This window comes from Arthrobacter sp. TJ-263 (assembly GCF_058269155.1).
Window position 1 is genome coordinate 2,070,274 of record NZ_JBZCNE010000001.1, and the last position, 12,982, is coordinate 2,083,255.

Annotated in this window: 13 protein-coding genes; 4 read left to right on the forward strand and 9 right to left on the reverse strand. The window is 64.8% G+C overall.

The genetic code is table 11. From position 1 onward, the window contains the following. Window positions 1-579: 579 nt before the first annotated feature. The gene (locus AC4D2F_RS09985; protein WP_490910399.1) at window positions 580-1,923 is read left to right on the forward strand and encodes a GntP family permease; all 1,344 of its coding nucleotides are present in this window, start codon (window positions 580-582) and stop codon (window positions 1,921-1,923) included. A gap of 206 nt (window positions 1,924-2,129) precedes the next feature. On the opposite strand, the gene AC4D2F_RS09990 is transcribed toward AC4D2F_RS09985, so the two are convergent. Both AC4D2F_RS09990 and AC4D2F_RS09995 read right to left on the reverse strand, forming a co-directional pair. Beyond that, a complete protein-coding gene (locus AC4D2F_RS09990; protein ID WP_490910400.1) occupies window positions 2,130-2,336 on the reverse strand; it encodes a hypothetical protein in 207 nt (68 codons plus the stop codon). A gap of 122 nt (window positions 2,337-2,458) precedes the next feature. Further along, a complete protein-coding gene (locus tag AC4D2F_RS09995) occupies window positions 2,459-2,653 on the reverse strand; it encodes a hypothetical protein (protein ID WP_490910401.1) in 195 nt (64 codons plus the stop codon). 467 nt (window positions 2,654-3,120) lie between these two features. Here AC4D2F_RS09995 and AC4D2F_RS10000 point away from each other — a divergent pair, with 467 nt between their 5' ends. Continuing rightward, window positions 3,121-3,543: a hypothetical protein gene (locus tag AC4D2F_RS10000; RefSeq protein WP_490910402.1), complete on the forward strand. Its 423-nt coding sequence runs from the start codon at window positions 3,121-3,123 to the stop codon at window positions 3,541-3,543. A gap of 100 nt (window positions 3,544-3,643) precedes the next feature. On the opposite strand, the gene AC4D2F_RS10005 is transcribed toward AC4D2F_RS10000, so the two are convergent. Beyond that, entirely contained in the window at window positions 3,644-3,874 is a 231-nt protein-coding gene (locus AC4D2F_RS10005; RefSeq protein WP_490910403.1) for a hypothetical protein, read from the reverse strand. Between the two features lie 449 nt (window positions 3,875-4,323). Between AC4D2F_RS10005 and AC4D2F_RS10010 the strand changes: the two genes are divergently transcribed. Next, window positions 4,324-4,734, forward strand: coding sequence for a PAS domain-containing protein (locus tag AC4D2F_RS10010; protein WP_490910404.1), 411 nt, complete (start codon window positions 4,324-4,326; stop codon window positions 4,732-4,734). A 683-nt stretch (window positions 4,735-5,417) separates the two neighbouring features. Continuing rightward, window positions 5,418-6,610, forward strand: a protein-coding gene (locus AC4D2F_RS10015; RefSeq protein WP_490910405.1) for an IS3 family transposase whose coding sequence is annotated in 2 segments (ribosomal slippage) — window positions 5,418-5,702 and window positions 5,705-6,610 — 1,191 coding nt in all. Because the reading frame shifts where the segments join, the coding sequence is not laid out codon by codon here. A gap of 110 nt (window positions 6,611-6,720) precedes the next feature. On the opposite strand, the gene AC4D2F_RS10020 is transcribed toward AC4D2F_RS10015, so the two are convergent. The 6 genes from AC4D2F_RS10020 to AC4D2F_RS10045 all read right to left on the reverse strand — a co-directional run bounded on the left by AC4D2F_RS10020 (window position 6,721) and on the right by AC4D2F_RS10045 (window position 12,965). Continuing rightward, window positions 6,721-7,905: an epoxide hydrolase family protein gene (locus AC4D2F_RS10020; protein WP_490910406.1), complete on the reverse strand. Its 1,185-nt coding sequence runs from the start codon at window positions 7,903-7,905 to the stop codon at window positions 6,721-6,723. A 614-nt stretch (window positions 7,906-8,519) separates the two neighbouring features. Continuing rightward, a complete protein-coding gene (locus AC4D2F_RS10025; protein ID WP_490910407.1) occupies window positions 8,520-9,044 on the reverse strand; it encodes a 2'-5' RNA ligase family protein in 525 nt (174 codons plus the stop codon). Between the two features lie 30 nt (window positions 9,045-9,074). Further along, a complete protein-coding gene (locus AC4D2F_RS10030) occupies window positions 9,075-9,992 on the reverse strand; it encodes an FHA domain-containing protein (RefSeq protein WP_490910409.1) in 918 nt (305 codons plus the stop codon). A 15-nt stretch (window positions 9,993-10,007) separates the two neighbouring features. Next, window positions 10,008-10,262, reverse strand: a complete 255-nt coding sequence (locus AC4D2F_RS10035; RefSeq protein ID WP_181033619.1) for a hypothetical protein — start codon at window positions 10,260-10,262, stop codon at window positions 10,008-10,010. A gap of 133 nt (window positions 10,263-10,395) precedes the next feature. Continuing rightward, complete coding sequence (locus tag AC4D2F_RS10040; protein WP_490910410.1) at window positions 10,396-11,379, reverse strand: aldo/keto reductase; 984 nt, start codon at window positions 11,377-11,379, stop codon at window positions 10,396-10,398. Between the two features lie 8 nt (window positions 11,380-11,387). Continuing rightward, the gene (locus AC4D2F_RS10045) at window positions 11,388-12,965 is read right to left on the reverse strand and encodes a cryptochrome/photolyase family protein (RefSeq protein WP_490910411.1); all 1,578 of its coding nucleotides are present in this window, start codon (window positions 12,963-12,965) and stop codon (window positions 11,388-11,390) included. Window positions 12,966-12,982: the final 17 nt, after the last annotated feature.

The window sequence follows — 12,982 nt, forward strand, 5'->3', positions numbered from 1 at the left end:
GGGATTATGAAACACGACGATAGATCCCTGTGAGACCCGGGGCGTCGGCAGAAGCAATATGACATTAGACGCAACCCCACGATGTTAGAACTCCTTCAGGCCTTACCGCTGAAATCCGCTTTATAGCATCCGCATTCAGCGGCCAAGCAAAACACTTCCCGTTGTCGAACTTCCTCGCGGATCGTGCTCGCGCCGTACTATCAATTTGCTTGGCAGGCTAAGCGCCCCCACGCCCATGCCCCTTCCAAACGTCCACCGGTGAGTCCCAGAACTGTGCCCGCTCGTTGACTCCCTGTTGGAGTCCCGGGTGCACGACTTTCTGACGTTGGATTATGTCCTTCAGAGCCTTGACACTGCCGGACGGCCAGTATGAACTGAGCCCACCGGATTGAAGCACATCAACGAGCTCCGGAGTAGGACCGGTGTCATCTTCGCGGGAACCTGCGGTGTCCGTGTTGATACCGCCGTTAGCCTCGTCGTCGACGCCGAACAGCGGCGACCAAGAAGTGCCAGAGTGGGGGTCGATGTGGACACGGTATCGAATGGCTTCGTCCTTGCCCGTACCGGTGGGGGCAGGCCATGATCGTCCTTCATACCGCGATAGCCATCGTCGTCATCATCCTGCTGATCATCAAGGTCAAGGTCGACCCGGTGATCTCGCTGATCATCGGCTCGCTCTACCTGGGCCTCGCGACTGGTGTCGGTTTCACTGCAACGATCACGGCGATCGCCACTGGTTTCGGCGAGATCATGGGCGAGGTCGGTTTGCTCATCGGTTTCGGCGTGCTCATTGGAGCGATGCTCCATGCGGTCGGCGCTTTCCAGAAAATGGTGATGATGCTCGTCAACGGCGTCGGTGCGCGCCGGCTCCCGTACGCGTTGACCGCTGCGATGGCGACGATCTTCCCCTCGATCTACGTGGACGTGCAGGTCGTACTGGCCTCTCCGGTTGCGCGCTCAAGCGGGCCCTTCATCGGCCGGACCGGTTTGCCGCACATGGCCGGCGCCCTCGGGACCGGGATCTTCGCCGGTTACGTCTTCGTGATCCCAGGGCTGGCCGCGGTCTCCATCGCGGGCCTGCTGGGTATCCCCCTGGGCATCTGGCTGATTTATGGCCTCGTGCTCGGGCCCTTGACCGCGATCGCGACGACGCTGATCTTCCGATTGATCCTGCGCGGCTCCTACTGGAAAGCGGACAGGGACGAAGAAGTCGACGAGGCGATGGTCGAACTGGAGACCACCGAACTCGTCGAGAAGGACACCGCTACCCCTCCGCTGTTCGTCTGCCTGTTGCCCATCCTCGTACCCCTGGTAATGATCGCCTTCGGTGCATTCGCAGAGCTGTTCGACTTCTCCAACGACTTCATCACTTTCCTCGGCAACGCCAACTTCGCGCTCTTCGTCGGCCTACTGGGCGCCTACGTACTGTGCCGGCGTACCCTGGGCTCAAAGGGCACAGATACGGCAATGAGCGAGGGCTTTCACACCACCGGTGAGATTTTGCTCATCACCGGTATCGGCGGGTCCCTGGGTGCGGTCATCGGGGAAACCGGGCTTGACACGATTCTGGCCGGCCTCTTCACCGCCGATGCGGGGGCGCCGGTCATTCTCAGTATCCTGCTCGCGTGGGTCATCGCCGCGGTACTGCACCTGGCAATCGGATCGGTATCCGTGGCAGCCATCGCGGCCGCAGGGATCATCGGTCCGGTCCTCGGGTCGATCGACGTCTCACCGCTCGTCATCGGTTTGGCCATCGCCTCGGGCGCGATGTTCGCTCTTCAGGTCAACAGCAACTTCTTCTGGATGTTCAAATCACTGCTTGGGCTCTCGACCCAAGGGACCTTCAAGACGCTGACGATGGTCACCTCCATCGCCTCTGTAATCTCGCTGCCGATGGTCATGGCGGTCGCGCTCTTCGCGTAGGGCCAAGTCGTGAACAGTCCCCGATGCAAAAAAGAGACGCTGTCATTTTTAGAAGTCGTCTGCTTTAACGAAATGCCGACGGGGACCGCCTGGGAGTATCAGCGGTGAATGGCGCGGTTTTCGCAGTGTTTGATGGCCATGTGACGGCTCCCGCAAGCGGCTTGGTTTATTGGCGGGTGAGCTGAGCGTCGGCGGCTTTAGCGGTTTTAGATTGTGAGTGTGGCCGGCTTGAGGAAGGCGAATGCTTCATCAAGCAGCTGCCCGTTTCCTACAGCACCGTCGCGTCGGACCCATTCTGCTGAGGTGACGTCGAGGCAGGTGAGCGCAGCGAGGGTGATCGCGCGTGCCTGGAAGATCCTGGTGTCGTCCGAGCCCGTGAGTGCGTCTGCGACGAGGGGCTCCAGGACGGTCATCCAGGCCAGATGCTTCTCTCAGCCGGCGACAACCGGAGCACCTGGGCGATGTCGTCCCAGGATCCACCCTTATGGCGGGCGAGTTCGACGGCGGCCGCCATCTCCCGCTCCGCGCGCTGCAGCTACTCCTGGTGGCCTACCAACAAATCCCGCCAGCCCTCCATCAGCCAGCCCCGCCCAAACAGGTCCTCGTCGTCGGAGAGCTCGAAACAGTCCCCGAGCAGCCGGTACAAGTGCAGCATCTTCGCCGCCTCATCCGGGCCGAGATCATCGAAGTCATTGGTATCACGGGGCCCGGCGTACGGCGGCTTCCTCATCAACTGGACTCCTCCATCATCGGGATTATGGGGACAGCTGTCTCCCGGCGTACAACGGCAGTGAAGGCCCCGCACGTCTCCCTGACCGCCTGTGCACAGCCCAAGCTCCCCCCGATCCGCCGCTTAGCCCACACACACCTGGACAGCAGGAACCAACCTGACGCTTTGGGGCCTCCCCCATTTACGGCGGAACCGTGACCCTGCATGCCTTGCATCAGAGACTCCCCTGTATGGCCTAGTCAGGCCTGCGCGATGGGAATGCGCATCTGGGGCGTTGCACGATTGTCAGGCGGTACCCGCGTTCTGGCGATGGCACCAAGACCAGCAACCGAAGTAGTCCCTACGCGTTCAAGGATCCCTTCAGGTAACGGTGCTGTTGCGCTTCCGGACGCGCATCAGATGTAACTACGTCCATTGGTAGCGTCGTCACCAGGTAATGCTTTTGACGGCTATCGAGAGGGACGATCGTGCGCTTCAAGCAGATGGCAACAGCAACAGCACTGATCTCAACGCTGACCTTAGTCAGCGGTTGCAGCAGCGCTGAATACGGCATCGCTGCTTTGGACCGAGAGGCAACTGCTCAGGACCGGCTGCCTGATGTCGTGGTTGATGAAAGCGTGAACATCAACTCGGTCAGGAAGGTCGCGGAGCAGGATCAAGTCGCGTACTTCATAGGGACAATGAACGACGGGGAGGGCTACTGTGCGTACGCCGTCGTGGACTCTGACTTCATTGGAGGCTGCGGCAGAGGTAACGGTCAACTAATTACTGTCACTCCGGGTGGAAACACAGAGCTGCCTCAGATGACGCTGGTAAGCGACTCCTACGACAGCGAGAATCTACAGCGCGACAACTGGGCCGAAGTACAGACCAACATCCTCATCCGGTAGAACCGCGCCGATCTGTACGTGGAGGGATCCCTGACTGGGCACATGTAGGCATGGTCTCCTGCAAGCCCATATGCCCAGTCCACGCCTTGCACACGTGCGACTATGCCGCCCGAACGGGGATGCTCCCGAGCTCCCGGACCGCCTCGACGTCGATGACCGGCGGCAGTGAGGGCAGCATCAGGACCGGGGCGGAACGGCGCTCACGCAGGGCTACCTGGATCGGCAGGGGCGGCATCAGCCGGCCCCGCTCGATGAGCTCGAGGGTCCGCCGGGACTGCGGGACGGGTGTCTTCGAGTCTGCGTCGTGGTATTCGCCGGGGTGGGTGATCATGGCTGGCTTCTCTTGCTGGTGATGATTCCGTCCATAGGCTATTCGTCGCCGGTGACAGTTGAGCGGGGTGCTCCCGCGGTGAGAATCGTCATCACGGCGGCGATCACTGGCTGCTGCTGGGACCCCAGGCAGGCTTGGTGACGTCGGTAGTCATCCGGTTGAGGTCGGCGCCGAGGAAGCCGCGGACGATGCCGCCGATAGGCTGGCCTGACGGTTCTTACGGAAGTCATTCGAGGCGCGGCGCTGGACAAGGTGAGCGCCGAGGGCGTGACCTATGAGGACGCGAAAGCTCAGATGCTTTCGAGGGCGCCCGAAGAGTTTCCCTGATCGCGATTCACACGGACCGGGCCTCGTAAGTCTTTGATGTGGGGGGAGGTCGGTACGGTGTGCCGGTAACTCCCGCTCCTCGCCCTGGTTGGCATGGCATACCGCCGAGCGCGGACCGCTATGTGCCTCCGCTGCAGCTCGACCCACCCCCTTACATCTGGTTGGACGAGGTGTACCGGATCCACGGCTACGAACGCGGCGACGTGGTCCCCACCCTGGAACTCGGCATGTCCCACGTCGACCCCGCGGACCGGGACGCCGTCCAGGCGTTCTGGACCAAGGTCACCACCAGCGGCGGACCATCCTCGGTGTACGCGTCCCTCAGGGACCTCCACGGCACCACCCGCAAACTCCTCATCTCCGCCGATCTGATCGTCGAGGACACCGAGCCCGTCGGGGTCTGGGCGCTGGTCGTGGACCTCACCCGCTCCATCCACATCGACCGGGCCCTGACGCCCACCCGCCAGGACCACCAACAGAATCAGGACCTGGCCCGCGATCGGGCTCTGCAGGAACTCCTCCGGGCCCCCTGATCACCCCGGCTCTCGAGCAGGCGCCCATGATCGGGCCCAATCACAGCCGATGAGCCCTCAGTCGTGGGCGGACATCGACCGGTTCTGGTGAGCCTGTGCGCGAGCCGTGAGTTCCGCGCACAGAGTCTCATACTCGTCTCGGGCACCCCATGCCGGGGAATCAGAGTCGAGCGCGGTGAACGCCTCATCACACAATCGGCGCAACCGCTGGGTGGACATGGTGGAACACTCAGCCGCGGTGAACCTCGGCTCCTCCAACTCCCATACCTGCTCGAGCGCTTCGAGCCTACGATCGGAGACCACCACCGCAACCGCGCGGCTTGGGTCGGGGAGTTGACGCTGCGGACCGGCATGCATCTCAGGGGGCTCTGCGGTGAGACCGGCACTGGACGCGACGGGGTGAAGATCGGAAGTTTTCATGGGGGCCTAACATGAGCGCTACCCGAGGCCGCTTTCTGAACCCTGAGTCTCTCGAAGCCTAGGCCCCTCCGTCTGGAATAGATAGTTGGCACCGGTCTCGTAGCACTGTCATTGAAGTGGTGATGGAGCTGCGCTTGGATGCCCTCTCAAGTTACAAGGCTCACCCCTGGTCGCGTCCCCCCACGATCACATCACGGGTCTGCTGCACGGATAGGTGACATCTGATCTGGCTTGCCGGAAGGCTGGCCTGGAAGGATGTTGCTGTGCCCACGCCTTACCCTGAGGAATTCCGCGACGATGTGGTGCGCGTTGCGAGGAACCGTGAGCCCGGAGTGACGATCGAGCAGATCGCGAAGGACTTCGGCGTGCACCCGATGACGCTCACGAAGTGGCTGCGTCACGCCGAGACCGACGAGAGCGTCAAGCCTGGTCAGGGTCGCAGCGAGACGGTGGAGAACCGCGAACTGCGCAAGCGGGTCCGGTTGTTGGAGCAGGAGAATGAAGTGCTGCGGCGGGCGGCAGCGTACCTGTCGCAGGCGAACCTGCCGGGAAAAGGATCTACCCGCTCGTGAGAGAGCTCGCCGCTGACGGGGTACCCGTGACGGTGACGTGCCGGGTTTTGAAGCTCTCCCGCCAGCCCTACTACCGGTGGCTGGCCGCGCCCGTCACCACGAGCGAGGTCGTTGAGGCGTATCGCGCGAACGCTCTCTTCAATGCCCACACGGACGACCCCGAGTTCGGCCACCGGCTCCTGGCGGATGAGGCCCGCGACGCGGGCGAGGCGATGGTTGACCGGACCGCGTGGCGGATCTGCGCAACGAATGAGTGGTGGAGCTCGTTCGGGAAGAAGCGTGGGAAGAACGGGAAGAAGCCCGGACCGCCGGTCCACGACGACCTCTGCACGGTCACGGACGGGAAGGGTCGGGTCCGGCACGAGTTCACCGCTGAGAAGCCGAATCAGTTGTGGCTCACGGACATCACAGAGCACAAAACCGCCGAAGGGAAGCTTTACCTCTGCGCGATCAAAGACGTGTGCTCGAACCGGATCGTGGGCTACTCCATTGACTCGAGGATGAAATCCCAGCTCGCCGTCACCGCGCTGGAAAACGCTGCCGCTCGTCGTGGTGATATCGCCGGCTGCGTGATTCACAGCGACCGAGGATCGCAATTTCGGAGCAGAGAGTTCCTGCGTGCCTTGACCCACCACCGCATAGTCGGCTCGATGGGCAGAATCGCGTCCTGCGGCGACAACGCCGCCATGGAGAGCTTCTTCAGTTTGCTGCAGAAGAACGTGCTCGACCGCCGGTCCTGGACCACCCGCGAACAACTGCGCATCGCTATCGTGACCTGGATCGAGCGGACCTACCACCGGCGCCGACGGCAGCACCGACTGGGACGGTTGACGCCCATCGAGTTCGAGACCATCATGAACACGCCAGCTGCCCTGGCTGCGTGACTACGAACTGTCGCCTAACGGTGCAGCAGACCCGACCGGTGCACCTTCAGGTCGGCGGGGACAAACCCCTTACGAGACGGACACCCTTGCATCCTCGCCTCGGTGGAGGCTTAGAAGGTGATGAATGCGGTACGAACCATATCTACATAGTCGTCCTTGACCTCGAGGGTGGGGAAATGGCCCCCTGCTTCGCGGGTCTCCCAGCGATACAGATCCCGGTATCGTTCCCGGACCCAGGAGGCAGGAAGCTTCTCAATGTCCTTCGGGTAGACGGAGACAGCCGTGGGTACCAGAACCGGTCGAAGTTCCCGGGATCGCTGATACGACTCCCAGTAGAGTCGGGCAGCAGAGGCTCCAGAGCCACTGAACCAGTACAGACAAATGTTATCGAGCAATCGGTCGCGGGACATCGGAGCAAGCGCTGGGTCCCGCCATGACTCGAACTTGTCCAAGATCCACGCTGCGAGACCGATAGGTGAGTCGACCAACGCATAGCCGATTGTTTGCGGGCGGGTGGCTTGTTGATGAGCATAGGCAGAGGCGGCGCCGGCGAACTGCCTTGAGTCCATAAGCCATTGCCTCTCTCGGGGTGAGAGTTTTTGCTCCTCCTCAGTGTTCCACCACTGTGGTTCGGAAGCTTGCGGAAGCGTCGTGTGGAGAGCGACCAGCTGTGTGGGGTGCTGAACTGCGAGTTCGGTGAGGATCACCCCACCCCAATCTCCGCCTTGGGCGAAGTAGCGTTCGTATCCGAGGCCACTCATCAGCGCTGCCAGGAGATCCGCGATTCGCTCGACTCCTATGCCCTCCTCGGTGGGTTTGCTGCTGAAGCCGTAGCCTGGCAGCGATGGTATGACGAGGTGGAAAGCGGGCTGCTGGTCGTCAGCCGGTTCGGCAAGGTCCCGAGCTACGTCCAAGAACTCCACGATACTTCCGGGCCAGCCATGGCACAGCAGCAAGGGCTTTGCATCAGGCCGTGGGGAGCGCACGTGCAGGAAGTGGAGGGTTACTCCGTCCACGACCGCCGTATATTGGCCGAGGCCCCCCAGCTCACGCTCGAGGCGGGACCAGTCGTAGTCGGTGCGCCAATAATGGATAAGGTCCTGCATCACATTGACTGGGACGCCTTGCCCCCAGACGTCCGACCCAGCGCGTTCGGTCGGAGATGGTTCAGGGAGTCGCGCCTCTTCGAGCCTCTTGAGAAGGGTGAGGACGTCTTCTGGTGTTACCGGCAAGCTGAACGGATGAATTGAGCCTGCTTTGACAGAGAGGGCTTGTTCGCGTGATTCGATCGTCAATGGGGCTCTTCGCATTTCGTGGGGAAGCGGCTTGTACCGCGGGGTGCAAAGGGCTCGCAGCCCTACTGCGATGAGTACGTCTAAGCGTTCACCCGAAAAAGGAACCATGAGCCGCACCTAAGCCTACGTCGCAACGGTCGCTCCTCGTCGGGCAGTGTACGTCTCCCCCGCGATGAAGTTGCACGCACAGGTGCCACCTACGTACCTCGACCCCGACTCGGGCCCATCTCAGTGCGTCTCAAGAACCTTACGGTTCCTGAGATGCCACGACGCCCTCCAGGTAATCGCCCCGGTTCTGCGTCGCGATAAAGACATCAATGTCTCACCTACGAGTCTCACCGAGAGAACGTCTCACGCCCCCGTGAGGGCAACTCGGCTTCGTGCGGTGCACCAGTACCACGACCACCAGGTCCTGACGGAACCGAACGCGTGCATATGGCTGGGACTGGTTGGGCCTTGGACACACATGAGTTCGTAGGGGCATCCACCTGTCGGCGGGTAGAGCTCAAGCCGTCCGCCTGCGGGTGAGCATTCAGCCCCCGATAAACAACCTCAGCTGCCCTCCGCGCGGCGGTAGGACGCGACGGGCCGATCGAGACCCGCTGAATCCCGGACTATCCGCCGCCGAGCAGCACGAGGCGCTTTTCCTTCGCGTCCCAGCGCCGGACGATCCCCGCATCGAGCCGCTCCGGCGGTCGGTGCCGCAGGAGGTCGAGCGCGGACGCCAGCTGGTCCGCGGTGAGGCCGTGGCCGAGCGTGATGTGCGGCGTCCACGCACCGGGCACGGTGGTGGGCACGGCGTCCGGCACGCCGTCGAGGGCATGCCAGATGCGGAGGTGAAGGTCCGTCAGGGCGGCGTCGGCCACCACCTGGCGGGCGAGCACGAATTTCCGCCGCGTCGGGAACACGAGGAAGCCCGCCGTCACCAGCTCCAGCGCGTCCCCCTCCGCGGCGGATGCGAGGTCGACGTCGTAGCGGTCGTCGATGCGCGCCGCAGCCGCGAGCGTGATGTGCGGGGCGTTGCTGAAGGACTGGTGCTGCGACTGGTTGGGCAGGCCTGCGGCCTCCAGCGCAGCCCAGTCCTCCAGCAGGAACGCCTCCGACGCCGGTGCCAACAGGAGTTCGACGTCATCGGCCACGCCGCACGCGCCTTCCTGCTGGTAGCCGGGTCAGCGCGGCCGCCGTCGGAAGTCGCCGACGCCGGCGGAGCCGTCCACCTCGGTGACACCGGTCCGCGGATTGCGCTGCGGGCGCTGGTAGGCGAGTTCGCCACCGCTGCGGCCGCCGAACGGCCGCCCGTGGTCCGCGTACTCCTCGCGGAAGAACGCGAGCGCCCACTCCCCGAACTGGATGCGCGCCCCGGTGCGGAGCACGGACGGTTCCCTGCCGTTGACACTGCCCGTGATGACGCCATGCGGCACCAGCACGTACTCGTCGTCCTCCGTGTGGAGCACCTCCGCATGCAGGTCGTCGAGGCCGGTGAGGGTGAGCATCGTGTCCTCGCCGCTGCCGATCGTGGTGCGCTCGGCGACCAACTCGAACTCGCGCGGCACCTGGCCGGTCCATGTAGCGGAGTTCTGCACGAAGATGAGGCGGGGACGCCCCCCTCCCCGCAGGTAGTGCGTCGTCGTGATGGTCCGTCGGATCCGGCGGTTGACCGTCGGGACGAGCGGGAACGGCGTGGAGGGTGGGATGAGCGACGGCGCATCGCCCGTCTCGAGTGCGCGCCGGCCGATCCCGAGGAGGGGCGCGAGGGTACCCGGCGAGCCGAGGCGGATATGGGGAGAGCGCGTGATGAGCCGCTGCGCCAGGGAGGACTCCACGGCACCGATGCTCACCAGCAGGCCCTTGGGCCCGGAGACCGAGACCGACAGTCCGCGCTCCGCCAGCTGCCGGGCGACGCTCCGCACCTGCCCGAGGCCGGGGAGGTTGTTCCCGCGGAAGGAGCCGGGGTCGTCGACGAAGATCTCGACGGCGGAGCCGGCCGCCTTCACGGTGCCGGACAGCCGTGCTTCCGGCTTGCCGTCGAGGGCCGGCTCCCCCAGCGAGAAATCGATGTCGATGTCGAACCTGAGTGATGACGCCATGATGCGTGCGGCGGATCAGGTGGCGTGCGGGTCGGAGCCGCCGGCTGCGTTGTCGCTGGTCGTGATCCGCAGCGTGCCGTCGAACTTCCAGGTGGCGCGCGGGGCGTCGGGGCCGATATCACGCGGGACCTCGATGGTCATGTCCTGCAGCGTGTAGTTGATCGCGGCACCGCGGCCCGTCAGATAGGACCACATCTCTTCCGCGAGGTCCGTCCAGTCACGGATGGTGTGCGACTCGCCCGCGCTGGCGCCTGAGGTGTTTTCAGTCATGTCGATTCCTTCGTCGGTGATTCAACAATGACAGACGTCCTCTAACTCCGCCTGACGTGATACTGCCCACCATAGCCGAGCGTCCGGCCGTGCGGAACCCGCCCGTGGTACGGGCGGGTTCCCGGCCGGCGGATCACCATCGCGGGTGCACGGCGTCCCTGAAACGGCGGTCGTAGATGTCGACGACGGCGGTGTTCAACTGCGCGCCGAGGCCCGTGTACCCGGGCGCCGCCGCGTTGGTCCTGGCCTGCTCGGGGTTGCGGGCACCCGGGATGACAGTGCTCACGCCCTCCTGGGCGATGATCCAGGCGAGGGCTGCCTGGGCGGTCGTGACGCCGTCGGGCACCAACCCCGCGAACTCGCGGGCGGCCTCGACGCCGGTCGCGTAGTCGACGCCCGAGAAGGTCTCCCCGACATCGAACGCGGCGCCGTTCCGGTTGTAGGTGCGGTGGTCGTCCTCGGCGAAGGCGGTGTCCTTCGTGTACTTGCCGGACAGGAGTCCGGAGGCCAGGGGGACCCGCGCGATGATCCCGACGCCCGCGGCCTGCGCCGCGGGCAGGACGTCGTCGAGCGGTTTGAGGCGGAACGCGTTCAGGATGATCTGCACGCTGGCGGTGTTGCCTCGCGCGATGGCCTCGAGCGCCTCGTCGGTGCGTTCCACGCTGACGCCGTAGTTCCTGATGACGCCGTCACTGACGAGGGTGTCGAGCGCGTCGTAGACCTCGTCGGAGCTGTAGACGGCGGTCGGCGGGCAGTGGAGTTGGACGAGGTCCAGGGCGTCGACGCCGAGGTTGGTCCGCGACCTGTCGATCCACTGGCGGAAATTGGCCAGCGTGTAGTTCTCGGGGGTCTGATCGACACGGCGGCCCATTTTCGTGCCGACGAGGACGTCCAGGCCCGGGTTGTCCTTGAGGAAGGCCCCGATGGTCGATTCGCTGCGCCCGTCGCCGTAGACGTCCGCGGTGTCGAAGAAGGTCACGCCGGCGTCGACGGCCGCCTCGAGGACGGCGACGGCGTCCTTGTCCTCCACCTCGCCCCAGTCCGCGCCGAGCTGCCAGGTGCCGAGGCCGACGACGGAGACGGGACGGCCGGTTCTTCCAAGGGTTCTCTGTTCCATGATTCCGACTATAGGCCGGGAAGCGTGGCCGCCGTCGCCCCACCGGCCGGTGACACGTCCGCGGGCGGCACGGCCGTCGTCGCCCCGTCGCCCGGGAGCCACCGCGCCGCCTCCTCCCGCAGGGACGCCCGCCGCTCGGGATCCATGCGGTCGAGGAGCACCACCACCATGTTCGACCGCGGGTTGCGGGCGAACAGCTCCCGGTGGTCGCCGACGAACTCCCAGTAGAGCGCGTCCCAGCTGAACCGCCAGGGGCCGTCCTTGAAGTCGCTCATCTTCTTGATGTAGTTGCTGCCGCTGACGTACGGCTTGGTGGTGATCATGGTCCCGGCCGCGAACTGGCTCATCGCGTAGACGTTGGGCACCATCACCCAGTCGTAGGCGTCGATGAACATCTCCATGAACCACTCGTAGACGGCGTCCGGCTTGGCCCGCATCAGCAGGGCCGCGTTGCCCAGCACCATGAGCCGCTCGATGTGGTGCGCGTAGGCGGTGTCGAGGACGCGGGTGATGACGGAGTCCACCGGCGCGAGGCCCGTGTCCCCGGTCCACCAGCCCTCGTGGAGGTCCGCCGTGAACCCGAGCGTGTTGCCGGTACGCATCTCCCGCCCGCGGAGTACGTAGGACGCCCGGATGTACTCCCGCCATCCGATGACCTGGCGGACGAAGCCCTCGACGCTGGCGATCGGCGTGTCGTGGCGGTCGGCGAAGTCCAGGGCGAGGTCCACCACCTCGGCAGGGCTGAGGAGGCCGGTGTTCATGCTGGAGCTCAGCGCCGAGTGGAAGAGGTAGGTCTGGCCCTCCGCGATCGAGTCCTCGTACGGCCCGAACAGCTCGAAGCGCTCGGTGAGGAACGCCTCGAGGGCATCGGAGGCTTGCCGGTGCGTGACGGGCCAGTTGAAGGACTCCGCGGTGCCGGGGTTGTCCGGGAACGCGCCCTGCACCCAGCGGATGGCGTCCTCGACCTCCGGCGGCCGCTCGAACCGGGGCAGGTCCGGCAGGTCGATCTTCTTCGGCAGCTTCTTGCGGTTATCCGCGTCGAAACTCCACTTCCCGCCCGTCGGGGAGCCGCCGGCCTCCACCATGATGCCGAGCCGCTTGCGCTGCCACTCGTAGAAGGTCTGCATGCGCCAGTTGTGCGAGGAGAAGTAGGTCCCGAGGACGTCGCGCGACGTGAGGAACTGCGGGGTCTCGAGGACCCGCGCCGCCACGCCGGCATCCGCGAGGGTCCGCGTGAGTCGCCGGTCCAGCCAGTCGTCGACGACGTCGTAGTAGGTCACGTGCGTGGCGTCGCGGTCCGCGAGCGCGGCCGCCAGCCGCTCCTGGCTGGTGGCCTCCGCGGAGGTCTCGACGTAGTCGACACCGTAGCCCGCGTCCCGGAGCCGCCGCGCCAGGATGGTCATGGCCGCACGGTGCAGGACGAGCTTCTGCTGGTGGAACCGCAGGCTGCGGAACATCAGGTCGTCCTCGAGGAGGACGAAGTGCGTGTCCGGGGATGCCTCGAGATGCTCCTCGAAGAGCTGGTGCGGAAGGACGAGCTGGACGTGCACGGAGGTGCCTTCCTGCAGGGGACGGTCGTCGGGCAACCCTAGCGCCCGCCACC

What these genes read in the sequence shown, in the direction of transcription:
- AC4D2F_RS09985 (WP_490910399.1), top strand. Translation starts at nt 580, where the DNA reads ATGATCGTCCTTCATACCGCGATAGCCATCGTCGTCATCATCCTGCTG.
- AC4D2F_RS09990 (WP_490910400.1), bottom strand. Translation starts at nt 2,336, where the DNA reads ATGACCGTCCTGGAGCCCCTCGTCGCAGACGCACTCACGGGCTCGGAC.
- AC4D2F_RS09995 (WP_490910401.1), bottom strand. Translation starts at nt 2,653, where the DNA reads ATGAGGAAGCCGCCGTACGCCGGGCCCCGTGATACCAATGACTTCGAT.
- AC4D2F_RS10005 (WP_490910403.1), bottom strand. Translation starts at nt 3,874, where the DNA reads ATGATCACCCACCCCGGCGAATACCACGACGCAGACTCGAAGACACCC.
- AC4D2F_RS10030 (WP_490910409.1), bottom strand. Translation starts at nt 9,992, where the DNA reads ATGGCGTCATCACTCAGGTTCGACATCGACATCGATTTCTCGCTGGGG.
- AC4D2F_RS10035 (WP_181033619.1), bottom strand. Translation starts at nt 10,262, where the DNA reads ATGACTGAAAACACCTCAGGCGCCAGCGCGGGCGAGTCGCACACCATC.
- AC4D2F_RS10040 (WP_490910410.1), bottom strand. Translation starts at nt 11,379, where the DNA reads ATGGAACAGAGAACCCTTGGAAGAACCGGCCGTCCCGTCTCCGTCGTC.